19 protein-coding genes and 3 pseudogenes are annotated in these 23401 nt (G+C 70.2%); 12 read left to right on the top strand and 10 right to left on the bottom strand.

What is annotated here, in order from left to right; translation table 11 throughout:
* Window positions 1–290: 290 nt before the first annotated feature.
* Window positions 291–953: a TetR/AcrR family transcriptional regulator gene (locus WME89_RS40470; RefSeq protein ID WP_438004922.1), complete on the bottom strand. Its 663-nt coding sequence runs from the start codon at window positions 951–953 to the stop codon at window positions 291–293.
* Between the two features lie 115 nt (window positions 954–1068).
* Here WME89_RS40470 and WME89_RS40465 point away from each other — a divergent pair, with 115 nt between their 5' ends.
* Both WME89_RS40465 and WME89_RS40460 read left to right on the top strand, forming a co-directional pair.
* The gene (locus WME89_RS40465; protein ID WP_438004921.1) at window positions 1069–2076 is read left to right on the top strand and encodes a hypothetical protein; all 1008 of its coding nucleotides are present in this window, start codon (window positions 1069–1071) and stop codon (window positions 2074–2076) included.
* A gap of 11 nt (window positions 2077–2087) precedes the next feature.
* Window positions 2088–2192: pseudogene (locus tag WME89_RS40460) on the top strand (NAD(P)-binding domain-containing protein); the annotation flags it as partial.
* Window positions 2193–2235: 43 nt separating this feature from the next.
* Here WME89_RS40460 and WME89_RS40455 read toward each other — a convergent pair.
* Entirely contained in the window at window positions 2236–2970 is a 735-nt protein-coding gene (locus WME89_RS40455) for an iron-containing redox enzyme family protein (RefSeq protein WP_438004920.1), read from the bottom strand.
* Window positions 2971–4482: 1512 nt separating this feature from the next.
* Between WME89_RS40455 and WME89_RS40450 the strand changes: the two are divergent.
* From WME89_RS40450 to WME89_RS40430, 5 genes and pseudogenes are all read left to right on the top strand, one after another.
* Window positions 4483–4819 (top strand): annotated as a pseudogene (locus tag WME89_RS40450) (GFA family protein).
* Window positions 4820–4979: 160 nt separating this feature from the next.
* Complete coding sequence (locus tag WME89_RS40445; RefSeq protein ID WP_438004919.1) at window positions 4980–5564, top strand: hypothetical protein; 585 nt, start codon at window positions 4980–4982, stop codon at window positions 5562–5564.
* A gap of 154 nt (window positions 5565–5718) precedes the next feature.
* A pseudogene (locus WME89_RS40440) lies at window positions 5719–6119 on the top strand (aspartate/glutamate racemase family protein); the annotation flags it as partial.
* Between the two features lie 411 nt (window positions 6120–6530).
* On the top strand, window positions 6531–7379 hold the full coding sequence (locus WME89_RS40435; protein ID WP_438004918.1) for an STAS domain-containing protein: 849 nt from the start codon (window positions 6531–6533) through the stop codon (window positions 7377–7379).
* Between the two features lie 101 nt (window positions 7380–7480).
* Entirely contained in the window at window positions 7481–8266 is a 786-nt protein-coding gene (locus tag WME89_RS40430) for a phytanoyl-CoA dioxygenase family protein (protein WP_438004917.1), read from the top strand.
* Between the two features lie 434 nt (window positions 8267–8700).
* On the opposite strand, the gene WME89_RS40425 is transcribed toward WME89_RS40430, so the two are convergent.
* Complete coding sequence (locus tag WME89_RS40425) at window positions 8701–9549, bottom strand: helix-turn-helix transcriptional regulator (RefSeq protein WP_438004916.1); 849 nt, start codon at window positions 9547–9549, stop codon at window positions 8701–8703.
* Between the two features lie 157 nt (window positions 9550–9706).
* Between WME89_RS40425 and WME89_RS40420 the strand changes: the two genes are divergently transcribed.
* On the top strand, window positions 9707–10534 hold the full coding sequence (locus WME89_RS40420) for a class I SAM-dependent methyltransferase (RefSeq protein ID WP_438004915.1): 828 nt from the start codon (window positions 9707–9709) through the stop codon (window positions 10532–10534).
* A gap of 43 nt (window positions 10535–10577) precedes the next feature.
* Here the strand turns inward: WME89_RS40420 and WME89_RS40415 are convergent, their stop codons facing one another.
* A complete protein-coding gene (locus WME89_RS40415; protein WP_438004914.1) occupies window positions 10578–11228 on the bottom strand; it encodes an HAD family hydrolase in 651 nt (216 codons plus the stop codon).
* A 260-nt stretch (window positions 11229–11488) separates the two neighbouring features.
* On the opposite strand from WME89_RS40415, the gene WME89_RS40410 reads away from it, so the two are divergent.
* The 3 genes from WME89_RS40410 to WME89_RS40400 all read left to right on the top strand — a co-directional run bounded on the left by WME89_RS40410 (window position 11489) and on the right by WME89_RS40400 (window position 13911).
* Complete coding sequence (locus WME89_RS40410) at window positions 11489–12262, top strand: SDR family NAD(P)-dependent oxidoreductase (RefSeq protein ID WP_438004913.1); 774 nt, start codon at window positions 11489–11491, stop codon at window positions 12260–12262.
* Window positions 12237–13220 carry a DUF1223 domain-containing protein gene (locus tag WME89_RS40405; protein ID WP_438004912.1) on the top strand — a complete coding sequence of 328 codons (984 nt, stop codon included), beginning with the start codon at window positions 12237–12239 and terminating at the stop codon, window positions 13218–13220. The genes WME89_RS40410 and WME89_RS40405 overlap by 26 nt, the downstream gene beginning before the upstream one ends.
* A gap of 73 nt (window positions 13221–13293) precedes the next feature.
* On the top strand, window positions 13294–13911 hold the full coding sequence (locus WME89_RS40400) for a hypothetical protein (RefSeq protein WP_438004911.1): 618 nt from the start codon (window positions 13294–13296) through the stop codon (window positions 13909–13911).
* A 143-nt stretch (window positions 13912–14054) separates the two neighbouring features.
* On the opposite strand, the gene WME89_RS40395 is transcribed toward WME89_RS40400, so the two are convergent.
* The 3 genes from WME89_RS40395 to WME89_RS40385 form a co-directional block, all read right to left on the bottom strand.
* A complete protein-coding gene (locus WME89_RS40395; RefSeq protein ID WP_438004910.1) occupies window positions 14055–15029 on the bottom strand; it encodes an aldo/keto reductase in 975 nt (324 codons plus the stop codon).
* Between the two features lie 14 nt (window positions 15030–15043).
* Entirely contained in the window at window positions 15044–15787 is a 744-nt protein-coding gene (locus tag WME89_RS40390) for a dienelactone hydrolase family protein (protein ID WP_437620131.1), read from the bottom strand.
* A 75-nt stretch (window positions 15788–15862) separates the two neighbouring features.
* Complete coding sequence (locus tag WME89_RS40385) at window positions 15863–17161, bottom strand: LLM class flavin-dependent oxidoreductase (RefSeq protein WP_438012032.1); 1299 nt, start codon at window positions 17159–17161, stop codon at window positions 15863–15865.
* Between the two features lie 642 nt (window positions 17162–17803).
* Between WME89_RS40385 and WME89_RS40380 the strand changes: the two genes are divergently transcribed.
* A complete protein-coding gene (locus WME89_RS40380) occupies window positions 17804–19963 on the top strand; it encodes a choice-of-anchor Q domain-containing protein (RefSeq protein ID WP_438004909.1) in 2160 nt (719 codons plus the stop codon).
* Between the two features lie 105 nt (window positions 19964–20068).
* On the opposite strand, the gene WME89_RS40375 is transcribed toward WME89_RS40380, so the two are convergent.
* From WME89_RS40375 to WME89_RS40365, 3 genes are read right to left on the bottom strand one after another with little or no spacing between them, the layout of a single operon-like run.
* The gene (locus tag WME89_RS40375; protein WP_438004908.1) at window positions 20069–20962 is read right to left on the bottom strand and encodes an ABC transporter ATP-binding protein; all 894 of its coding nucleotides are present in this window, start codon (window positions 20960–20962) and stop codon (window positions 20069–20071) included.
* Window positions 20959–22110 carry an ABC transporter permease subunit gene (locus tag WME89_RS40370; protein ID WP_438004907.1) on the bottom strand — a complete coding sequence of 384 codons (1152 nt, stop codon included), beginning with the start codon at window positions 22108–22110 and terminating at the stop codon, window positions 20959–20961. The genes WME89_RS40375 and WME89_RS40370 overlap by 4 nt, the downstream gene beginning before the upstream one ends.
* Window positions 22107–23180: an ABC transporter substrate-binding protein gene (locus WME89_RS40365; RefSeq protein WP_438004906.1), complete on the bottom strand. Its 1074-nt coding sequence runs from the start codon at window positions 23178–23180 to the stop codon at window positions 22107–22109. Before WME89_RS40365 ends, WME89_RS40370 begins: the two co-directional genes overlap by 4 nt.
* Window positions 23181–23401 lie beyond the last annotated feature (221 nt).

Genomic DNA, 23401 nt, shown 5'->3' with positions numbered 1-23401 from the left:
GCTGGCGGGCGCTGGCGCTGCCCCAACCTGGCGCTGGCGCGCTGGCGCTGGCGCTGCCCCAACCTGGGTAACCTGGGTCAGGCCGCCCAACCTGGGTCGGGTCGCCAACCTGGGTCGGGTCGCGGGGTCAGGCCGCCCAACCTGGGTCGGGTCGCGCACGTCAACCTGGGTCGGGTCGCGACCTGGGTCGGGTCGCGGGTCGCGCAACCTGGGTCGGGTCGCGCACGTCAACCTGGGTCGGGTCGCGTCAACCTGGGTCGGGTCGCGCAACCTGGGTCGGGTCGCGCACGTCAACCTGGGTCGGGTCGCGCAACCTGGGTCGGGTCGTGGCTCTTCGAGAGCCACTGCACGATCAGCGACTCGAGCACCTTCGCCGCGGCGGATTCGTCGGTGCGGCCGTGGAACATCTCGGCTGCGAGCGCCTCGGCGGCGCCGATGATCGAGACGCAGCGGAGGTGCAGCTCACGCTTTGGGAGGTGGGCGAACGGCGCGAGCGCGTCCCGGTAGATCATCACGTACCTGTCGAGGAGCTCCTGCTCGACGGCATCCATCTGCTCGTCGCCCTTCAGCGCCGCCAGGATCGCGTGCCACTGAGGGCCGACCGTCGCGCAGCAGTGCATGTACGCGGCGCTGACGACGCGCGCGACGTCTTCGAGCCGCTGGCGCGTCCGCTTCAACGCGTCGAGCAGCGCCGCCACCTGACGGTCGTCGATCTGCCGCGCCAGGGCGATGAGGAGCCCGGACCGCGTCTCGAAATGCTGGTACGCGATCGGCTTGCTGACGCCCGCGCGCTCCGCGAGGTGTCCGAGCGTCAGCGCCTCGGTTCCCTCCTCGCGCACGATCCTCTCGGCCGTCTCGAGCAGCTGCTCGCGGCGCTCCGCCTTCGGCAGGCGCTTGCCGGAGGTCTCGCTCGTCGGCCGGGTCGCGGATCGCGCGGCGTTCGCTCTCGCCATTCGCCTTGACACTACCACGGGTCGGTACATATTACCAAAGGTAACTTACCAACAGTAAGTTCGCGTCGAACACACCTCGGGCGCCCGCGCGACCTGGCGGGAGGAGTCCATCCGCATGACCCAACGAACGATGTCACCTGTCCTCTTGATCGGCGGCTCCGGCCACGTCGGCGCGCGCGCGGCGAAGGCGCTCCGGCGGCTGCAGCCAGACCTCCCGATCGCGATCGCCGGACGCGACGCGCGCAAAGCGTCCGCGGTCGCCGTGGAGGTCGGCGGTCCCACGACGGCGACGACCGTCGACGTCGACCGGGACGATCTCGGTCTCGATCGTGGCGCGTCGTTCAGCGCCCTCGTCGTGTTCGTCAAGGACGGGGCGTCCAACGCCATGAAGCGCGCGCAGGCGGATGGCGTGCCTTACGTCGCCTTCTCTGACTTCGTCTCGGAGATCGGTCCTGTTGTCGCCCATTACATTGCGCGACCGACGCGCGCTCCCATCCTCATGCTGGGCCATGCCCTCGGCGGGACGGCGACGCTCGCGGCGCTGCACCTCGCGCAGGAGCTTCGAAGCGTCGACGCGATCGCGATCGGCTGCGTGATCGACGCCGACGACCACGGCGGTCCCGCAGCGCAGGCCGATTTCGAGCGAAACCAGCAGATCGCGCAGGCTGCGCTCCTCCTCGAGGACGGGAAATGGACCTGGGCGCGAGGCGACGCCTCGACACGGCGCCTCGTCGACGTGGAAGGTGTGGAGGTCGTCGGCCAGGCCTTGCCGCTCCTCGACGTGGTCAGCCTCGCAGCGGCCACCGACGCACGATCGATCCGTGTCGATATCGCCGTGCGAGACGCGGCGAAGCGTGGCGCCGGGCAGGTGACGGATCTCGTCATCGAGGTGTCGGGGCGGCGCCATGACGGGTCGAGCGCGCGGCTGCGCTACGACATCATCGACGCGGACAGCCATGGGCGCCTCAGCGCGTACGGCGCCGCGATCGCGACGGAGCGCCTGCTGGGGCTCGCCGGCGGTCCTCCGGTCGGCCCGGGCCTCTACCACCCGGAGAGCGTGCTCGACCCCGCGCGCTTCCTTGCGCGGCTCGAAGAGCTCGGCGCGCGCATCCGCCGCACCTGAGCGGAGGGCGCATGAAGATCGGAGTCATCGGTGCGGGCCACGTCGGCGGGACGCTCGCGCGCGGCCTCACGGAGGTCGGACACGAGGTGTTCATCGCGAGCTTGCGCGCGGGCCGCACACGCTCGCGGGTCTCCCGCGCTCTTCGCGCGGGAGGCCCCCTCACCCCGGTCGAAGCCCCATCGCGCGCGCCACGCCGTCCCGGTACTCCACCCAGGCCGCGTGCGCTGCGGCCACCGCCGAGGCGACAGCGTCCGCCGTCGGTCCCTCGTCCGGCAGGTGCCCGAGGACCATCTCCCACGCGTCCCGCCGGTGCCCGCCCTCCACCGCCCGGTGCGCCCTCGCCAGGCGCATCTGCTCCGGGGGACATCCGTAGTGACGCACCATGGGGTGCGCGCGCAGCGCCTCCTCGATCGGCAGCACCTCTCGCCGCCCCTCGAGCTCCGCGCGCTCGTGCACGCTGCCCTCCACGAAGATGGTCAGCACCGCCGCGCCCACCACCCACGGCGGCGCCGCGCTCACGCGGTCGAGCAGCGTCCGGTAAGCGCGGGCCTCGGGCTCGAGCGGGATGGACTCGTCCTCGATGGCCGCGCGCGGGATGCCCAGGCCGTCGATCATCTCGAGGAAGAGATCCGGATGCGACGCGCCCAGCGAGAGCTTGCCGGTCTGCTCCTCGAAGAGGTTCTCCGCCAGGGCGCTGCGCACCGGGGCCGGCGGCGACTGGCCGAGCACGCGCGCGAGCAGCACCGGGAAGTCGCGCACGTAGACCCGGTACTCGTGCCGGAAGTGGACCGCGAGCTGGTCGCGCGTGAGGCCAGGGCCCGTGAGGTGCGTCCAGGCCCAGTGGTTCTTGCGGTCCATGATCGCGAGCAGGCGCTCCTGAAGACGGCTCGTCATGCGGCAGCTCCTCGGCAAAGGGAGGCTTTGTTCTACCGCGCGAGCGACGTCTGCCCAGCGCCGTCGCCGCCGTTCGAGCGGAGGAGGTCGCGCCGCCGTCGCGCCGCCACGGCACGCAACCTGGGTCGGGTCGCTCAACCTGGGTCGGGTCGCTCTGCTGCGCTGCGGCGCCAACCTGGGTCGGGTCGCTCTGCTGGTCGCTGGTCGCTGGTCGACCTGGGTCGGGTCGCTGCTCCAACCTGGGTCGGGTCGTTCGCGAGCACGAGCTTAGCCGTCGAGCAGCTCTGCTTTATGATGCGGCGCATGTGGTCGTCTTCCATTCCTGCATCGGGGCGGTGTCGCTGCGTCGGTGGCATGTCGTCGGCTCTCCTGCGGATTTTCCTGGTCGCTGCGCTCGCTGGATGCTCCGCCGAGCAACGCAGCTTCGTCGACAAGAGCTCCGGCGGTGCTGGCGGTGCTGGCGGTGCTGGCGGGACAGGCGGCGCGGACGCCGGTGGGGCAGGCAGCGACGGCGCTTCGAGCACTGGTTCCGGCGAGAGCTGCGTGGCGCCCTCGGACTGTCCTGCCCCGGCGGACCCGTGCCAGATCCCTGCGTGCGTCGAAGGCAGGTGTGGCGTGGCGCCGTTGCCGGAAGGCACCGAGGTTACGCCGGCGGCCGGCGACTGCCAGCAGATCTTCTGCGATGGTCGCGGCGCTTCGATCGTCGTTGCTGCCGATGAGCCCGAGGAGGATGACAATCCGTGCACGTCTGACACCTGCGACGGGACAGCGCCCATCCACTCGCCCCAGCCGGGGCCGTGCCCAGGGGGGCGCTGCGACGACGCTGGCCGCTGCGTGCCGGTCGAGTGCGAGCGCGACGGCGAGTGCGGCAGCTCGACGGAATGTTACCGATACACCTGCGATAACGGGCTCTGCGCGGAGGGTCCCGCGCCGGCAGGTACCTTGTGCAACATGCAGCAGGATCAGTGCAACGGGGCGGGCCAGTGTATCGACTGCGTGAACAGCGGCGGATGCGGAGAATGCTGCGTCTGCACTGCCGGCGGGGTCTGCGTCCCGTGGTGAGCCGCTGTCGGTGAGTCGATCGGACCCAGGCTGGTCGACCCGACCCAGGTTGGCGGCCCGGTGGTCCAGTGCCATTGCTCCATGTGCCGGCGCGCGAGCGGCACCGCGTTCGCCACGAACGCGCCGGTGCACGCCGGCGCGTTTCATATCGAGTGCGAGCGCGACGGCGAGTGCGGCAGCTCGACGGAATGTTACCGATACACCTGCGATAACGGGCTCTGCGCGGAGGGTCCCGCGCCGGCAGGTACCTTGTGCAACATGCAGCAGGATCAGTGCAACGGGGCGGGCCAGTGTATCGACTGCGTGAACAGCGGCGGATGCGGAGAATGCTGCGTCTGCACTGCCGGCGGGGTCTGCGTCCCGTGGTGAGCCGCTGTCGGTGAGTCGATCGGACCCAGGCTGGTCGACCCGACCCAGGTTGGCGGCCCGGTGGTCCAGTGCCATTGCTCCATGTGCCGGCGCGCGAGCGGCACCGCGTTCGCCACGAACGCGCCGGTGCACGCCGGCGCGTTTCATATCGTGCAAGGGCAGGAGCTCATCACCGAGCACGAGGCGTCGCCGGGCATTCTGCTCGCGCTGCGGCTCGCCGCTCTACTCCCGCATGCTCGACCGCCCCGGTATCCGTCGCGTGCGGCTCGGCACGCTCGAGGAGGCCCCGGGCGCCCGCCCGGTGGCCCACATCTGGGTCAGCGCGAAGGCGGCCTGGGACACGCTCTGCGATGATGGGCTGGAGCGGTTTGACGAGGCGCCGCCGCCTTACTACGGCTCACCCGGCCCGCGGCGCTGATGCGAGCCCGCCACGGCTCTCGGTTGATCGCTCTTCGCGGTCATGGTCGGTTATCCTTTCCGCCGGCGGGCGCTTGCCGCTAGGATCGCCGCATCGCGCGCCCGCGCGCAGCCACTGGGCGCCCGTGCGCCGCGACTGGTTGATGACAAGGAGGCCCTCCGTGCACCGTCGACATGCGCTCTGGATCCTGATGCTTTGCCTCGCTCCCCTGCTCGCCGCGTGCGGGCACCCCTGGAAGACAATTCGTCAGGCTGCGCCGAACCCGTTCTACGGCAAGGGGCGTTTCGGGGTCGTCCCGGTGACGTTCATCGCCCTCCAGGTCGGCAACAAATCCGAGGCCGAATGGATGGCGGAGAAGGACGCCGAGCAGCAGCAGAGCTGGCAGGAGGACAAGGCGGGGATCAACGAGCAGTTCACCGCGGCTCTCATGGCGGAGGCAGCGTCGGAGGACGCCATCGTCGTCAAGGCGACGAGCGCGGCCGACGCGCCGTTCTTCATCCGCTCGAACGTGACGTTCTACGAGCCCGGCGTCTTCACCGGCGTCTTCAACATGGACACGGTCGTCAAGGTGACGGTGCAGATCACCGACCCGGCCGGGATGGTGCTCGACGAGGTCCTGTTCGAAGCGAAGTCGCCGGCGTCGCTGATCAATCCGTCGACCGGCGGGCGCGCGCGGGACGCGGCGAGCCAGCTCGGAAAGCTGGCGGCGATGTACCTCAGCCATCGCATCCGCGGCGAGGACTGAGCCCAGGACCGCAGCGCCGCCGTCGAAGCTGACCGCGGCGGCCGACGGCACGCGGCGCCCGGCGGCTCCACGACGTACGCCAGGCAGACGGACATCGGCAGCAGCGCAACGGCCCTCTTGCCCCACGTCATCGAACACGAGCGTCATGCCCCGGCACATCGCCGAGATCGTCGCCGGGGAGGCCGCCCGGCGCGGGCACGGGCGTCTCGGCCTGACGAGAACTCGATGGCTCGTCGAGGGCGAGACCTCTCCGGAGAAGCTCGCGGCGCGCGGGATCGAGCGCGTGCGACCGAGCGCCGCCGAGCGCGAGGAGAGCCACCGCATCATCATGGATGAGCTGGTCCTCGCGCGCTCAGGCCCGAGTCGGTCGCTTGCTTTCAGCGGATCATCGGGTGGATGAAAGAGGTGGGGTGTGACGGCGTCGTGCTCGGCTGCACCGAGATCCCGTTGATCATGAACGACGGGAGCTCCCCGCTGCCGACGCTCGATTCCACACCATGGCTCGGGCGCGCGGCGCTGCTCCGGGCGGTGCGGCGCGCAGCCGCGCCGGCCTGATCCGGGCCCTCCGGATCTGCAGCGGAGGAGGGCCTGCCACACGGACCGACATCGAGCCGGCGACGCCAACCAGCGATGAGCCCTGCGCGTGAGGGCAGCTCGTCCGCCGGCGAGAGGCCTTGCCACGGTTACATCGCTCCGATACGATGGGTGGGTGACGCGATTCACGGTCGTCCAGCCTACTCGAGGATAGCCACCCTGCGGCGTTAGCGCCGGTGTGGCCGGCTCGGGCTGTCCTCGCGGCATGCAGGAAGAGCGCTGTCGAGCGATGGGCGAGGAGAGCGCGTCAGCACGATGGGGGAATGCATGGATGACGAGTTGGCTCACGCAGCTGCGTCCCTTTCCGAGCTCGCCGCGGCGCGGCAGCGGATAGATGCGCTGGAAAGGGCGCTTGCGGAGTCGCAGGCCGCCTTGACGGCGTCGGAGGCCGCGCTGAACGAGGCGCGATCGAGCTATCAGAGCCTGTACGACATGCTCATGCACGCCCAGGCGCCAGTCGCGATGTGGCGAGGCGACGACTTCGTGTTCACCCTCGCGAACCCGCACTACTGCGCCGTCCTGCCGGACCGCACGTTCCTGGGCAGGCCGCTCCTCGACGTCCTTCCCGAGGCGAAGCAGCAAGGGTTCTGGGATCTCGTCGATCAGGTCTATCGCACCGGCAAGCCGTTCGTCGGCAACGAGATGCCCGTGACGTTCCGTCACAAGGACACAGGCCGCGAGGAGCAGCACTGGCTCGACATCGTGTACGCGCCCGTCCGCGATGGGAGAGGTGGGATCGTCGGCGTTTGCCACTTCGGCGTCGAGATCACCGATCAGGTGCGGGCGCGGCAGGCGGCCGAGGCCAGGGCCGACGAGCTGCGGCGGAGCGCCGAGCTGATCGCGGCGCAGCAGGAGACGATACGTGTCATGAGCACGCCGCTCCTGCCTCTGGCCGACGGCGTGCTCGCGATGCCCCTCATCGGGCCGATCGACGCCCGGCGCTCCGAGCAGATCATGGAGGGGCTGCTCCGAGGCGTCGCGAGGGAGGGCACCACGATCGTGATCCTGGATGTCACCGGCGTCGACACGAGCGACACGCAGGCCGCGAACGGCCTGCTACGGGCGGCTCATGCGGTGCGGCTCCTCGGCGCCCGCGTGCTGATCACGGGCATTCAACCCGCGATGGCTCACGTGCTGGTGCAGCTCGGCGTCGATCTACAGGGCATCGCCGCCTACGGCACGCTGCGGTCGGGGATCGCTGCGGCCATGAGCGCGAGGTAGTTGCCGGAGCGACCGATCCCCAGGTAAGGGCAGCCAGAGCGCGGGCGAGCCCGTCCCTGCGTGCTGGCAGGGTCGAGAGAGGCCGTACGGAGTGGAGCCACATGAACGAGCTGAGCCGTTCTCAAGTAGAGCACTTCATTGCGGAGGGATTCGTCCGTATCGACGCGGCGTTTCCTCGGAGCTTCGCCGACGAGGGCCGCGCGATCCTGTGGCGCGACACCGGGATGGACCCGAACGACCCGAAGACGTGGACGAAGCCGGTCGTTCGACTCGGGTTCTACGGTCAGCGACCGTTCGCTGACGCGGCGAGCACGCCGGTGCTTCGGGCCGCGTTCGATCAGCTGGTCGGCCGCGGGCGCTGGCAGCCGCAGACGGTGCTCGGCACGTTCCCCGTTCGCTTCCCGTCGCCGGAGGACCCGGGAGATGCGGGCTGGCATATCGACGCGAGCTTCGGCACCGAGAACCCGGACTTCATGTCGTGGCGCGCGAACGTCGCGTCGCGCGGCCGCGCGCTGCTCATGCTGTTTCTCTTCTCGGATGTCGGCGAGTCCGACGCGCCGACGCGGATCCGAGCTGGGTCGCATCTGGACATCGCGAGGCAGCTCGCGCCGGCGGGCGAGCAGGGGCTGACGTTGCGTGAGCTGGCTGCCAACGCCTTCGAGGAGACAGCGCATCGACCGGAGGTGCTCGCGACGGGCGAGGCGGGGACGGTCTATCTATGTCATCCGTTCCTGGTGCACTCGGCGCAGCCGCACCGCGGCACGCGCCCGCGCTTTCTGGCCCAGCCGCCGCTGCTCCCGGCCGAGCCGCTGCGGCTCGAGCGCGAAGGCGGCCAGTATTCACCCGTGGAGCAGGCCATTCGCGGGGCGCTGAGCGGCGCTCTGTGATCCGCGTGACCCATTCAGGCCGCAGCGACGACGACCCGACCCCGACGACGACCCGACCCAGGTTGGGGACGATGCTGTCGATGCCGTTGTGGATGGAAAATTGAACTTGATTTGAAATGGATCAAGGGGATCACCCGACCCAGGTTGAGGATGACCGACCCAGGTTGAGGATGACCGACCCAGGTTGAGGATGACCGACCCAGGTTGAGGATGACCGACCCAGGTTGAGGATGACCGACCCAGGTTGAGGATGACCGACCCAGGTTGAGGATGACCGACCCAGGTTGAGGATGACCGACCCAGGTTGAGGATGACCGACCCAGGTTGAGGATGACCGACCCAGGTTGGATCACCCGATCCGGCCCGACCGACCCAGGTTGGAAGCGCATGGCTAAAAAAATCGCGCCAGATCGCAGCCTGGGCCGGGCCGCTGCTCAACCTGGGTCGGGTCGCGGGGGCTGCTCGCGGTGCTGGGCGCGCCAGGCGGCGGGGGTGACGCCGTGGTGGCGCCGGAAGAGGCGCACGAAGTGGCTCGGGTCGGCGTAGCCAACGCGCTCGGCGATGACATCGACGTATTCGTCGGTCGCCAGGAGCCGGCGTCGCGCCTCGGCCAGGCGTCCCTCCGCGATCCACGCCCCAACCGTGCGTCCGGTGGCCTGCTTGACCGCGGTGGTCACGTGGGCAGGCGTCCGTCGCACCGCCTCCGCGACCTCCTTGAGCGAGAGCGGCCCCAGGCACCGGGCCTCGATCACGGTCAGCGCCTCCGCCACGATCGAGGGACGCTGCGGCGGCGCGACCCGGACGCTGCCGCTCGCGCGCACGACCTCCGCGAGCACCAGCGCCAGCAGGCTCTCGGCGACCACCGGCATCGCGCCCCCGGCCTGCTGCTCACGCTCGAGCTCCCGGAGCAGATCGAGCACGTACGCCTGTCGCGCCGTCGGTAGCTCGACCACAGGAGACCCCCCGCGGCGGACGCGGTCGATCGGGGCGAGCAACTCGCCGTAGCGCGCCGGGTCGAGGCACGTCCGGCAGAAGCCCAGCCCCCATACCTCGGGGCGGCTCGCGGACAGCACGCGGTGCGCGTCCCCGGCCGGAATGAGGTGGAGGTGTCCGGCCCGCAGCTCGAACTCTCCGCGATGCTCGACCCGCATCCGACCTCCGACATGCACGGCGAGGGCAACGTAGGTGTGGACCGCCGGGCTCCGCATCGGCCTCACGACGTCGCCGCAGCCCGCATGCCGCATGAACCGGATCGGATTGGGGTCGAGATCGTCGTGGCTCACCCGCGGAGCGTACCACCATCGCCGTGGCCTGGCGGCGGCGCGGGGCGCGATCGAAAAGGAGGCCAAGGCCACCGAAAAGGCGTCCAAGGACGCGCGCCTCCACCGGCGTCAGGCTCCTCGTGCCGGACCGACATCCGCACCACCCGAGGATCACCCGATGCCTGACCGAGCTGAGCACCTCGCCACCGGTGACGAGGCGCGCTGGAACGCCGTTGCGGCCAGCTACGAGCGCTGGGCCGAGCCCCTGACATCCCATTTCGCGCGCGCGGCGCTGTCGCTGGCGGGCAACGTCGAGCGCGGCGAGCGCGTGCTCGACGTCGCGGCCGGGACGGGCGCCCTCGCGCTGGCCGCGGCCGAGGCGGGCGCGCGCGTGCTCGCGACCGACTTCTCGCCCGGCATGGTGGCGCGCTTGCGCGACCGACTCCAGCCCTTCCCTGGGAGCGAGGCGCGCGTGATGGACGGGCAGGCGCTGGCGGTGGAGGACGCGACCTTCGATGCGAGCTTCTCCATCTTCGGCGTCATGCTGTTCCCCGACTGGCGGCGCGGACTGGCCGAGCTCGTCCGCGCGACCCGGCCCGGCGGCCGGGTGGCCATGGCAACCTGGGTCAACCCCGAGGGCGCCGGCCCTGCGCCGCTCTTCTTGCAGGCCTATCGACGCGCCTTCCCTGGCGCGGCGATCCCCCCGCCGCCGCCGGGCATGGTGGTCCTCTGCTCGCCGGAGGGCCTGAAGGCGGAGATGGTCCGGGCCGGGTGCGGCGAGGTCGCCGTGCACGCGGTCGACGGCGCCTGGGGCGGGCCCTCGGTGGACCTCGTCATGGGGGACATCGACCAGATCCTGCGTCTGATGCCGCTCTACGCCGCGCTCGACAGCGAGGGGCGCGCCCGGCTGAGCGGACCGCTGCGCGCCGCCATCGAGGCCTGCGCCGAGCCAGGCGGCGCCGTTCGCGTGCCGGCGACGGCGAACGTCGCGATCGGTCGCCGCTGACGCGCGCCCCATTGGCGTCGCCGTGGAGCCGCATCCGGGAGCGCTAGAGGGCGCGTGCTTCACGCGCGATGCCCAGCAACCCGGGGAGCTCCGAGAGGCTGCGCACGACGCGAACGCCGTCCGCGACGCGCTCCTCCGCGCGCTCGCCCAGCAGTGCAACCACGGTCATCCCTGCGGCGAGGCCAGCGGCGATCCCGGGGCCGCTGTCCTCCACGACGACGCACTCGGACGGCGGAATGCCCATCGCGCCCGCTGCATGCAGGAACAATCCGGGGTCCGGCTTCCAGGCGCCTACCTCGTACGAGCTGAAGATGCGGCCCGAGAAGAACGGCAACAGGCCGGTCACCGAGAGGCTCAGCTCGATCTTCTCCCGCGGGCCGCTCGATGCGACGCAGAAAGGGATGGAGAGGGCGCTCACCAGGGCCAGGGCGCCGTCCATCGGGCGCAATCGCTCGCGAAACGCGGTGGCCGTGCGCCGCCTGAGCTCCGCGACGAACGAAGGAGGCAGCGCTCTCCCCGCGCGCGCCTCGAGCGCCGCGACGCAATCCGCCATCTTGCAGCCCCGGAACAGCGCCGTCGCCTCGTCGACCGTCATGCTGACGCCGTATCCGGCCACGTGCTCGACGAGCACCTCGTTGCCCAGGCGCTCGCTGTCCACCAGCGTGCCGTCACAGTCGAAGATGATCGCGCTCATGCGCCCGTCCTCGCCGGCCACGATACCGCATCGCAGCGGGCCGCCTCCGCTGGTCGCCTCCCGGGCGGAAACGGGTCGTGCCCATGCCGGAGCACCAGATCACCACCGGCTGCTGCCTGCGCAGCAGCGCTGGCGGCAGATCCACGTCGCGCGGCGATCTGGGGGGCCGACCCGGTGCCGACCGTGGCGAGCCCGGTGGGCGGCGCGACGCCCTGTGGCGAGCGAGGCAGCGGCATGGGAGTTGTTTTCACAGGAGCACCATGGATCTCGGCTTGAAGGGACAGGTCGCCATCGTCACCGGGGGCAGCGAAGGCATCGGGAGAGCCACCGCTCTGCGGCTCGCAGAGGAGGGGGCGCGGGTGGCGATCGCCGCCCGGCGGCCGGACGTGCTCGCGAGCGCGGAGCGGGAGATCCGGGACCGGGGCGGGGAGGTGCTGGCGATCGTGGCAGACGTCACGAAGCCGGCCGACGTGGAGCGCCTCGTGGCGGACACGGTCGCCCGGTTCGGTCGGCTGGACATCCTGGTCAACAACGCCGGCACCGGACGGGCAAACCACTTCGAGGAGGTCGATGACGAGACCTGGCAGGCCGATCTCGACCTCAAGCTGCACGCGGCGATCCGCACGTCGCGCGCCGCCATACCCCACCTGAAGAAGCAAGGGGGTGGGCGCATCATCAACGTGACGACGCCCGCCGGAAAGCAACCCGGGGCGCGGTCGCTCCCGACGTCGGTCAGCCGCGCGGCGGGCATCGCGCTCACCAAGGCCCTGTCCAAGGACCTGGCCGAGCACGGCATCCTGGTGAACACCGTCTGCGTCGGCGTCATCAAGAGCGGCCAGCAGCGGAGGAACGCCGAGCGCCGCGGGCTCAGCCCCGAGGAGCACTACGCGGCGCTCGGGAAAAACGTGCCGCTCGGGCGCGTGGGCGAGGCCGAGGAGGTGGCCAGCGTGATCGCCTTCCTCGCCTCGAGGGCCGCGAGCTACGTGACCGGCACCAGCATCAACGTGGATGGCGGGACCTCCGGAGCGATCTAGTATCGGCCCTGCGCCGCCGCGGATGTGCTGTCTGTGCAAGGGGCGCTCGCGGGGGCCGTGGGCGGCGTTGACCAAGGCGTCCAGTCGCCAGGCGAAGCGGGCAGCGGGCAGCGGCAGGAGCGTTCGCAGACCGCGTGACGACGATCTCGCCGAAACCGGCGTACACGCCGGCCGTATCGATGGCATGCGCCCTCTGCACGCAACCCTCGCCGCCCTCGCCTCCCTCGCCGTCGCTGTCACCCTTGCCCGCCCGTCGACGAGCAACGTCACGCCCATGGAGCGGCAGCCGGTGCTCGTCGAGCTCTTCTCTTCCGAGGGCTGCTCGAGCTGCCCGCCCGCCGACGCCGTGCTCGCTCGTCTGTCGAAGGAACAGCCTGTGGCAGGCGCGGAGGTCATCGCGCTGGAGCTACACGTCGATTACTGGAACGACCTTGGCTGGAACGATCCGTTCTCGAACGCGGCGTTCACGGAGCGGCAGCGCGCTTACACGGACGCCTTCGGGCAGCGCGGTGCGTACACGCCGCAGATGGTGATCGACGGCCACGCAGAGCTCATCGGTTCGAACGGACCCGCGGCCCGCGCGGCGATCGCGGCCGCAGCGCGCGAGCCGCGGGCGAGGATCGCGATCGCGAGGAGCGGAGACAGGGTGTCGATCACGGTGGAGGGCCTGCCTGATGGAGAGGTGGCCGATCTGTGGCTCGCCATCACCGAAGACGACCTCACCACCGCGGTGCCGCGCGGCGAGAACGCGGGAGAGACGCTCGCGCACGGCCCCGTGGTCCGATCGCTTCGCCGCGTGCTGGAGATCAACCCGGGGACGCGAGGACCGGTGCAGGCAAAGGATGTGTCGGTGAGCGTGGAACCGACCTGGAATCGCGCCGCGCTGCGGGCAGTGGCGTTCGTGCAGCGGCGCGCATCGCGGCGAATCGCCGGAACGGGCGCGGCTTCGCTCAAGTGAAACATCCCTCGATGTGGCGCTCATCATCATCCAGTCAATCCGCAATGGTCCATTTCCCGAGGACTGACACGACATGAACACCCTGCGGCACCTCAAAGGCTGGTCCCTGCTCTGCGCGAGCCTGCTGCTCATCGCCGTACTCTCATTCACGATCCTGTGGCACCACGACTTCTCCGTGGAAGGCGTGCGGCTGGTCATACGCATGACCGCGCGAACCTCGCTGCTGCTGTTCCTGCTGGCGTTCACCGCATCGGCCGCGTTCCGTCTGTGGCCCAGCCGGTGGACGCGCTGGCAGCGCGCCAATCGGCGCTACCTTGGCCTCTCGTTCGCGGGTTCGCATGCCATGCACGCGGTGGCCATCACGGCCTTGGCCCGGATGGATCCGGTGCTTTATCACTCGCGGGTCAAGCTCGCGACCTATGTGCTCTCGGGTCTTGGCTACGTGTTCATCATCGCCATGGCCTCCACGTCCTTCAAGCGCACCGCGGCCTGGATCGGCCCGCGGGCGTGGAAGGTGCTGCACGTCACGGGCGCCTATTACCTGTGGCTAACGTTCATGAAGGCCTTCGTCACGCGCGCCCCGGCAGACTCATTCTACTGGCCGTTCGTGGGCGTGCTGGCGGCCGCAATGCTGCTCCGCATCGTCGGCATGGCCAAGGTCAACACACCGGCTCACATCGTCGCTTCGTAGGCTTGGTCCTCGAGAAGGACACTCCCATGCATCGAAGGAGCCGCGTTCACTCCACAGCCTGCGGGGCTCACTTTGCAGGCCGCGACGCCCGCCCGCCATGCGGCGGGCGTCGCTCCGCGCAGGCCGCTCGCCAGAGCCGCTCCTCAGAGCTGGCTGCCCGCGGACGCCTGCGCCGCGCTGAGCGGGCGTGTGCTCGCCGCCGGCACGGGCTCCGGCACAGAGCCCGCCTCGCTCAAGCGCCGCTTCGCCTCGGTGAGCACCTCGCTCGGCAAGGGACCCTTCCTCGCGAACTGCAGGTTGTCGCGCAGGTGCTTCGGATTCCGGGTTCCGACGATGGTGGTGCTCAGACCCGGGTGCGAGAGCGTGAAGCGCAGGGTGAACTCGATCCGGCTGAGGCCATCGAGCAGCTCGTCGAGCCTGGCGCGCTCCCAGCGGTCTTGCATGGTGGTGCCCGGCAGCATGTAGTTCGTGCGCTGCCAGTCGGTGGGCGCGCCGCGCGCCACGCCGCCGCGGATGATCGTGCCCGCGCCGGCCTCGGCCGCCTTGCTGATCACGTCCTCGTGCTCGCGCTGCAGCGCGGAGTACGGGATCTGGAAGGCGTCGAAGACGCCCAGCTCGATCTGCTCCACCAGGTTGGGCAGCGTGCCCGAGACGCCGAGGAAGCGAACCTTGCCCTCGCTCTTGAGCTTCAGCGCCTCCTCCAGCGCGCCGTCCTGCTCGAACTCTCGCCGGGTGAGGCTCCGGTGGAACTGCACGAGGTCGAGGTGGTCCGTCTTCAGCAGGCGCAGGCTGTTCTCCACGCCGTGGCGGATGTTCTGCGCCGTGTGCACGTGCTCGCCCTGCGCCCCGCCGACGACGCATCCGCACTTCGAGGCCAGGAAGTACTCGTGCCGGCGGTGCGAGATGAAGCGCCCGATCCGCTCCTCGCTGCGACCGTAGTCGATGGAGGTGTCGATGAAGTTGATCCCGGCGTCCAGCACGTCGTTCAGGACGCGCTCCGCCTCCTGGTCCGAGAGCTCGGGGCCGCGCGGGGCGCCTCGCAGCTCCATGGCGCCGAAGCCGAGCGTGGTGACGCGGACGCCGGTGCGCCCGAGCTGGCGAGTGGGTAGATCCGTCATGGTGCTCCTCCTCTTCAGTTCTTCGGCGGCGCCGACTTGAGCGTGGCGTCGAACAGCGCGAGCAATGTCTGGTAATGGCGCTCGGACGCGTCCCGGTTGTACACCGACGAATCGGAGGGGACCCAGCCATGCTTCGCGCCTGCATACGTCTCGACCGTGTGCTGTACACCGGCCTGCTCGAAGGCCTCGATCAGGCGCTGCTTCTGCTGGTCCGGGAACGAGGCGTCCTCGACCGCGCCCGCGACGTAGACGCGCGCCCGGATGCGCGGCGCCAGGAGGTGCGGGCTCTCCGGATCGTCGGTCGCCAGGTTGCCGCCGTGGTAAGACGCCGCCGCGATCACGCGATCGGGGAAATGGCCGGCGGCCGACAGCGACAACCCGCCTCCCATGCAATACCCCGTGGTGCCGATCGCCAGGGACCTGACGTCGGGCTGCGCTGCCAGGAAGGCGAGGAACGCCTCCGTGTCCGAGCGCACGTTGGCCTTGGTGGCGGTGGACATGTACTTTTGCTGCCACTGCTTGCGAAGCTCCGGATCCCGGCTGAACGCCTCGGCGTCCGGCGCCTCGTAAGGGCCGGCGCGGTAGAACAGATCCGGCAGCAGGACGAGGTAGCCGCCCTGCGCGATGCGCTCTCCCAGCTCGAAGAGCGCGGGCCGGATGCCGCGGCCATCCTGATACACCAGCACCGCGGGCCAGGGACCCTCGCCGGAGTCGGGGCGGAAGACGGAGGCCTCGGTTTGCCCGTCTCGGGTCTTCAAGGTGACTGTAGCTCGTGACATCGTTTCCTCGTGCACGACGGTTGGGAATGAATGGACGGATGATCGAAGGGGCGCTCAGCGCGCCGCCGGGAAGAATCGGTTGGCGGGCCGCGCGAGCCCCAGGTTCTCGCGCAGCGTTCGCCCTTCGTACTCACGCCGGAACAGGCCTCGGCGCTGGAGCTCAGGGACGACGCGATCGACGAAATCGTCGAGCCCGCCCGGCAAGTAGGGGAACATGATGTTGAAGCCGTCGCAGCCGTTCTGGACCAGCCACTCTTCCATCTGGTCCGCGATGGTCCCGGGCGTACCGACGAACGCGAGCCCCCCGAAGCCGCCGAGGCGCTGCGCGAGCTGCCGCACCGTCAGCCCTTCTCGACGCGCCAGATCGATCGCGCGTTCGCGCCCGCTCTGCCCGGCGTTCGTGTGCGGGATCTCCGGGAGCGGCGCGTCCGGATCGAACCGCGAGGCGTCGCAGCCGAGCGCGATCGAGAGCGAGGCGATGCTGCTGTCGAAGTGCACGAGGCTGTCGAGCCGCGCGCGCTTCTCCTGCGCTTCCTCGACGGTGTCCCCCACCACGACCAGCGCGCCCGGCAAGATCTTGAGCGCGTCGGGGTGCCGCCCCAGGCGCTCCAGCCTGCCCTTGACGTCGGCGTAGAAGCGGCGCGCGCCTTCCAGCGTGGATTGCGCCGCGAACACGACCTCGGCGGTCTCGGCCGCGAGCTGCCGGCCTGCTTCCGAGGCGCCCGCTTGCACGATCACCGGCCAGCCCTGGACCGGGCGCGCGATGTTCAAGGGCCCGCGCACCGAGTAGTGCTTGCCCCGGTGATCCAGGACGTGCAGGCGCGCCGCGTCGAAGTAGATCCCGGCCTCGACGTCGCGCACGAAAGCATCGTCGGCGAAGCTGTCCCAGAGCCCGGTGACCACGTCATAGAACTCGCGCGCGCGCCGGTAGCGCTCGTCATGCTCCACGTGCTCGGTGAGCCCGAAGTTCAGGGCTGCGTCCGGGTTCGCGGTGGTGACGATGTTCCAGCCGGCGCGCCCGCCGCTCAGGTGATCGAGGGACGCGAAGCGCCGGGCCACGTGGAACGGCTGATCGAACGTGGTCGACGCGGTCGCCACCAGGCCGATGTGCTCGGTGGCGCCGGCCAGCGCGGAGAGCAGCGTGAACGGCTCGAAGGACGTGACCGTGTGGCTGCGCACGAGCGCGTTGAGCGGCATGTTCAACACGGCCAGGTGATCGGCCATGAAGAACGCGTCGAAGCGAGCCTGCTCCAGGCGTTGCGCGAAGCGCTTGAGGTGCGCGAAGTTGAAGTTCGCGTCCGGGTAGGCGCCTGGGTAGCGCCAGGCGCCGGTGTGAATGCTGACCGGGCGCATGAACGCGCCCAGCTTCAGGGTGCGTGCGACCACCGTGGAACCCCGAGCCGCGCGAGCGGCCACTCCGAGCGTTTCGCCGTCATGCGGCGTGTCTACTATAACGGATGCTACGACGCTAGGGCGGATGGCGACCGGCGACCCGATCCGGGGTGATCGAGCAGCATCGGCCCGACCCAGGTTGAGGCGACCCGACCCAGGTTGAGGCGACCCGACCCAGGTTGAGGAGGCGACCCGACCCAGGTTGAGGCGACCCGACCCAGGTTGAGGCGACCCGACCCAGGTTGAGGCGACCCGACCCAGGTTGAGGCGACCCGACCCAGGTTGGATTGCACGCAACCAGAAAAATTCGACAAGATCAGAATCCAGTGCCGCCGGTTCTATTCGATCGCACTGAACCCCCCTCCTCGCCCCGACGCCTCGCGGACCGACGGCTGTCCGAACGATGCGCAAGTGTACGATCGTTGCGCAAGATCGCGTGATCGCTCGAGCCATCGAATCGCGCCATCAAGGCGATCGCCTCGTCGTCCTCGCAGGATGAGCGTCATGGCCGCCTGCTTGCAATGTCCTCGCGTCGAAGCACCTGGTGAACGCGTCGTGGACGCGACTCCAGCGTCATCAGCCAAACAACGAGGACCACGACCCATGAACCGATCGCGCAAGAACCGGATGACTCACACGATGCATCGGTACGCTCCGCCCGGCGCCCTGCTGCTCGCCGTCGGGCTCTTTCCCGCATGCGCGACGCAAAGCGGATCCGATGAGCCCGACTCCGACACGCTGGGCGCCGGGCTCGCCTCGAGCGCGACGATGACCTGCTCGAAGCTGACCGTCCTCAAGGGGTCCACCGGAGGCCAGGGCGCTGCGGCCCTGGCGACGAAAGATCTGAGCGGCACGGCCGATACGTGGAGCAAGTATGTCGAGTTCAACCCCGGCAGCCAGGCTCAGTGCGAGTACGCATTGCCGGCCGGCGCGTCGGACGCCGACGTCTCGGCGCTCAGCCTGTCGGTGAACTACCGAGGTCCCACGAAGGCCGAGATGCTCTGGACCTTCGACGCCTGGGACTTCAGCACCAGCACCTGGGTCAAGATCGGCGACAACGCGTTCGCTTCCTCCTGGAGCTGGAGCACCGCTACCCTCGCGCTCCCGGCGCCGCACGCTCGATTCGTGTCGGGCGGCAAGCTCAAGATCCGCTATGGAACCACGAGCAACGCCGACGCGTCCGACGTCGACCTGCTGGTCCTCAACGCCACCCTCACCAGCGGGCCGCCGACCGAGTGCGTCCCCGAGACCGACGCGCAGCTCTGCTCGCGGCTCGCCAGGAGCTGCGGCCCGCTCTCCGCCAACGACAGCTGCGGCAACCCCCGCACCGTGGCGAGCTGTGGAACGTGCTCTGGCACCCAGACGTGCGGCGGTGGCGGGTCGTCTGGCGTGTGCGGCGACGCCGGCTCCACCTCCGATCCCGATCCCGATCCCGACCCCAACCCCACCCCCAGCTCGGTGGCTGGAGCGTGCGGCGATCGCTCGAGCGGCAGGACCATCACCGTCGCGCCCTCCGGAGGCGACCACAGGACGATCCAGGCCGGCCTCAACGCGGCGGCCGCAGGCGACACCGTCGTCGTCAAGGCGGGCACCTACAACGAGAAGGTCTCCTTCTCGCGGAGCGGCACCGCTGCGGCCGGTTGCATCACCCTCAAGGGCGAGACCGGCGCGATCCTCGACGGGACCGGCAAGAGCGGCGTCGGCATCGACATCTCCAGCAAGAACTACATCAAGGTCACCGGCATGACGGTGCAGAACTTCAAGGGCAGTGGCGACACCCCCATGGGCATCAGCGTGAGCGGCAGCTCGAGCTTCCTCGAGATCCGCAACAACCTCGTGCACCACATCGAGAGCTCCGAGGACGCCCACGGCATCGCCTTCTACGGGACGTCCGCGACGCCGATGACCGACCTCCTCGTCGACGGGAACGAGATCCGGAACTGCAAGCTCGGCTCGAGCGAGGCGATGGTCCTCAACGGCAACGTCACCAAGTTCGTCGTCTCGCGCAACACGGTCCACGACAACGACAACATCGGCATCGACTTCATCGGCTTCGAGGGCACCGGCCCCTCGGGCTCGGACCAGGCGAGAGACGGCGTGTGCGTGGACAACGTCGTCTACAACATCTCGTCGGCCGAAAACCCCGCGTACGACGGCGAGCGGTCGGCCGACGGCATCTACGTCGACGGCGGCAAGGACATCGTCATCGAGCGAAACAAGGTCGACACGAGCGACATCGGCATCGAGATCGCCAGCGAGCACGCGGGCAAGACCACCAGCAACATCACCGTGCGAAACAACTTCGTGTCGCGGAGCTACCAGGGCAACATCATGATCGGCGGCTACGCCACGAACAGGGGCAACGCGGCGGACATCGCGGTGCTCAACAACACGCTCTACCAGGCCGCCGGCGGCGAGATCATCATCCAGAACAACTCGAGCGGCGTGCTCATCCAGAACAACATCCTCCGCGCCACGTCGGGGAACGACTACGTGAGCAGCGGCAGCAACAACAGGAACGTGACCGTCGACAACAACATCTTCTTCGGCGCGAGCCGCAGCTCGGCGGGCGCCTTCTCCGACCCGCACGCGAGGTTCGTCGACCCGCTCCTCGTCGGGCCCCCGTCGGACCTCCACCTGACGAGCGGCTCGCCGGCCGTCGACGCTGGCATCGATCTGGGCAGCCGGAGCGGCGCCACCGACATCGACGGCGGCGCGCGGACGAGCGGCGCGCGCATCGACATCGGCGCCGACGAGCGTTGAGGCCGCGCTGGCCCCGCGAGGCGCGGGGTCACGCACGCCGGGTCGGGCGCCCTCGCCCGGCCCGCGTCGCCATGCCGCGGCCGACGGCGCCTCGCCCGGCCCGCGTCACCACGCCGCGGCCGAGGGCGGATCGCCCGGCCCACGACCCGCCGGCGCGCCCCGCTGGTGAATCAGCTCCTCCAGCCGCCTCTTCGTCGCCAGGAAGTGCCGCGAGAGCAGCTGCTCCGGGCCGCGCGGGCGCGCCACCGGCACCTCGATGATCTCGAGCACGCGCCCGGGGTTCGCCCCGAGGACGACGATGCGATCCGACAGGTAGATCGCCTCGTCGAGGTCGTGCGTGATGAAGAGCACCGTCACGTCGACCCGCTCCCAGATGCGGAGCAGGTGCGCCTGCATGCTCGCCCGCGTCTGCGCGTCGAGCGCGCCGAACGGCTCGTCCATGAGCAGGATGCGCGGCTCGTTCGCGAGCGCGCGGGCGATCGCCGCGCGCTGCTTCATCCCGCCCGAGAGCTGGGCAGGGTAGTGATCGGCGAAGTCCGCGAGGCCCACGACGTCGAGCCACTCGAGCGCGAGCCGCTCTGCCTCGCCACCCGCCACGCCCTTCATCTTGAGCCCGAACATCACGTTCTTCCTCACCGTGAGCCAGGGGAAGAGCGTGTAGCTCTGGAACACCATGCCCCGATCGGCGCCCGGCCCCGTGACCGGGCTCCCGTCGATCAGCACGTCCCCCGCGCTCGGCGCGTCGAGGCCGGCCACGAGGCGGATCAGCGTCGACTTCCCGCACCCGGACGGCCCGATCACGCTGATGAGCTCCCGCCGGCGCACCTCGAAGCTCACCCCGTCGAGCGCCGTGACGCGGCCTCGATCGCCCTCGAAGCGCCGAGAGAGCCGCTCGAGGCGCAGCACCGCCGGGCGCGCGCGGAGCTCGGCGAGGCGCGCGGCGACCTCCGCCGCGTGGTGCCTGTAGCTGGGGAGCTCGATCCGGTCGTCCGCCGTCATCGCGGGTCTCCCTGGAGCCGCGGGGCGAGCGCGGGCGCCTCGACGCCCGGCCGGGCGGCGCGGCGCTCGGGCGCCCGGAGCCGCCGGCGAAGGCCGCGCGCCCAGCGCGCGAGCGCGGTGTTGCCCGTCTCCCACGGGAACAGATACCGCCCGACGAACGCGAGGAGCTGATCGGTCGCGAGGCCGATGAGGCCGATCATCACGATCCCGGCGACCACGTTGGCGAAGTTCCGGTAACGCTGCTGCTGATAGAGAAACGCGCTCAACCCCGATTTCTCGCCGATCAGCTCGGCGACGACGAGGTACGTCCAGGCGCAGCCGATGAGGAGGCGCAGGTCGCGGAACAGCGCCGGCAGCGCCGCCGGGATCACGACATGGGCGACGAGCTGGCGGGGCCGCGCGCCGAGCGTCTGCGCGGCGTGGAGCAAGGCCGGATCGACCGAGCGCACCGTGTTGGCAACGACGAGGACCATCTGGAAGAAGACGCCGATGAAGATGATGGCGATCTTCGGCGCGTCGCCGAGCCCCAGCACGGCGACGGCGAGCGCGCCGAACACGGGCGCCGGCATGTAGCGGATGAAGTCGACGAACGGCTCGACGAGCCGCGAGAAGAGCGCGAACGCCCCGCAGAGGACGCCGAGCGGCACGCCGAGCAGCGCGGCGTAGAAGAAGCCCCAGAAGATGACCTTGCAGCTCTGGAGCAGGCTCTCGTGGAGCCAGTGGTCCCCCGTGCGCTGCGGAGGCGTGGTGAAGGCGGTGTAGAGGGCGCGGCCGACCTCGTGCGGCGCCGGGAGGAAGATCGGGTTCGCGCGCTCCCCGCGGGCCAGCCGCTTCCCCGCCTGCGAGAGCTCGAGGTTGCGCCGCTCGAACACCTCGCGCTCGACGAGCTGGCCCTCCGCGACGTAGGCATAGACGCCGGGAACGGCCGTGTCGCCCGGATCGATCACGCGCACCAGCGGGTGCCAGACGAATGGCACATAGCTGATGACGCACCACGCGGCGAGCGGCAGGAGAAAGGCGAGCGCGGCGAGCTTCAGGCCCGCTCCTCCCCGGAGCGGCGCCTGCACCGCGAGCAGGCCGCGCGGCGCCGCGCGGCGCGCGCCGCCGGCCGGCGCCGCCGACGCGGGGAGGGGATCTCCGGCGCTCACGGCGCCTCACCTGCCCTGAGGGCCTCCGCGGTGAGGCTCGGATCGATGTAGTCCTCGACCTTCAGCGGCGCCTTGTAGACGCTGTTCTTGACGTTGAACTCGTCGACGATCCTGCTCGACCCGTGGAGCGAGGCGAGGCCGTCACCCTTCTCCAGGTGCTTCATGCCGCCCGCGAGATCGAGGAAGAACGTGCCCTTCAAGAGCGGCCGGTACCGCTCCGGGGTGAGCCCGACGCGCGCGCTCATGATGCGCACGGCCTCGTCGAGGTTCTTCTCGTCCTTGATGAACCGGGCGACGCGGTCCCACACCCGCACGACCTTGCCCCAGTCGGCGCGGCGCTCGGCGAGGCTCTTCGGGCTCACCGCGAGGACGTCGTAGATGAGCCCCGGCACGTCCGCGCTCGTGAAGATCGCGGTCGAGCCCGGGAGCTCGCGCAGCGCCTGCCCGCTGTTCGGCTGCCAGGCGACGATGGCGTCGACGGTGCCCGATCTCAGCGTCTGCGGCGTCTGGTCCGTCGGCACATTGACGATCTGGATGTCCTCCTCGCCGAGGCCCGCAGACCTGAGCGCGTTCAGGAGCAGGAGGTGGCTGACGAAGCCGACCTCGACCCCGACCTTCTTCCCCTTGAGCTCGGCCACGCGGGTGATGCCGGGCCGCGCGACCACCATGTCGTTGCCGTTGCTGTAATCGTTGACGACGATCGCCACGCTCGGCGCGCCGCCGTTGCCGGTGACGAGCGCGTCGCCGTTCGTGACGCACACCGCGTCCACCTTGCCGGCCGAGTAGGCCTCCATCGAGGGCACGTACTCGAACCAGGTGAAATCGACCTCCACGCCGGCTTCCGTGAACCAGCCTTTCTGGATGGCGATGTCCCAGGCGACCCACCCCGGCCAGTCGCTGTAGGCGATTCGCAGCGCGGCCCCGGCGGGCTCGTGCCGGGGGAGCGCGGGCGTCCCGGCCCGGGCGGCGCCGCCGTCGCTCGAGCCCTCCGCGGGCCCCGGGCCCTTTCCGCACGAGGCGCCAAGCAGCAGCAGCGTCACGAGCCCGACCAGCCGAACAAGCCACGTCATCGTGCGACCCTTTCCCCGGTTGCCTCGGGAGCAACGCGGAGAGTGCCTGGTCGCCTGTTGCGCGAAGCTTTCGCGCATGTTGCGCGAGCCATGACGCGCGCCTTTTTTATTTCACGCCCGCTTTCGAGCGCGCGCCGGTCCTCGCCGTCCAGCCGGTCGCGCGGTGATCCTGCGCGCGGTGCGCCTCGCCGGCCGGCGCCCGGCGCGGGCGACGGCCTGCC

The sequence above is a fragment of the Sorangium sp. So ce321 genome, from assembly GCF_051530195.1.
Lineage (GTDB): Bacteria > Myxococcota_A > Polyangia > Polyangiales > Polyangiaceae > Sorangium.
This window is presented reverse-complemented; position numbering and strand designations above follow the sequence as displayed.

Excerpts from the sequence above, each read along its gene's own strand:
- WME89_RS40465 (WP_438004921.1), top strand. The coding sequence starts at position 1,069 with ATGACCCAACGAACGATGTCACCTGTCCTCTTGATCGGCGGCTCCGGC.
- WME89_RS40395 (WP_438004910.1), bottom strand. The coding sequence starts at position 15,029 with ATGACGGATCTACCCACTCGCCAGCTCGGGCGCACCGGCGTCCGCGTC.
- WME89_RS40405 (WP_438004912.1), top strand. The coding sequence starts at position 12,237 with ATGGCGGGACCTCCGGAGCGATCTAGTATCGGCCCTGCGCCGCCGCGG.
- WME89_RS40430 (WP_438004917.1), top strand. The coding sequence starts at position 7,481 with ATGAACGAGCTGAGCCGTTCTCAAGTAGAGCACTTCATTGCGGAGGGA.
- WME89_RS40365 (WP_438004906.1), bottom strand. The coding sequence starts at position 23,180 with ATGACGTGGCTTGTTCGGCTGGTCGGGCTCGTGACGCTGCTGCTGCTT.
- WME89_RS40420 (WP_438004915.1), top strand. The coding sequence starts at position 9,707 with ATGCCTGACCGAGCTGAGCACCTCGCCACCGGTGACGAGGCGCGCTGG.
- WME89_RS40415 (WP_438004914.1), bottom strand. The coding sequence starts at position 11,228 with ATGAGCGCGATCATCTTCGACTGTGACGGCACGCTGGTGGACAGCGAG.
- WME89_RS40400 (WP_438004911.1), top strand. The coding sequence starts at position 13,294 with ATGAACACCCTGCGGCACCTCAAAGGCTGGTCCCTGCTCTGCGCGAGC.
- WME89_RS40385 (WP_438012032.1), bottom strand. The coding sequence starts at position 17,161 with ATGCGCCCGGTCAGCATTCACACCGGCGCCTGGCGCTACCCAGGCGCC.
- WME89_RS40455 (WP_438004920.1), bottom strand. The coding sequence starts at position 2,970 with ATGACGAGCCGTCTTCAGGAGCGCCTGCTCGCGATCATGGACCGCAAG.
- WME89_RS40375 (WP_438004908.1), bottom strand. The coding sequence starts at position 20,962 with ATGACGGCGGACGACCGGATCGAGCTCCCCAGCTACAGGCACCACGCG.
- WME89_RS40470 (WP_438004922.1), bottom strand. The coding sequence starts at position 953 with ATGGCGAGAGCGAACGCCGCGCGATCCGCGACCCGGCCGACGAGCGAG.
- WME89_RS40410 (WP_438004913.1), top strand. The coding sequence starts at position 11,489 with ATGGATCTCGGCTTGAAGGGACAGGTCGCCATCGTCACCGGGGGCAGC.
- WME89_RS40380 (WP_438004909.1), top strand. The coding sequence starts at position 17,804 with ATGAACCGATCGCGCAAGAACCGGATGACTCACACGATGCATCGGTAC.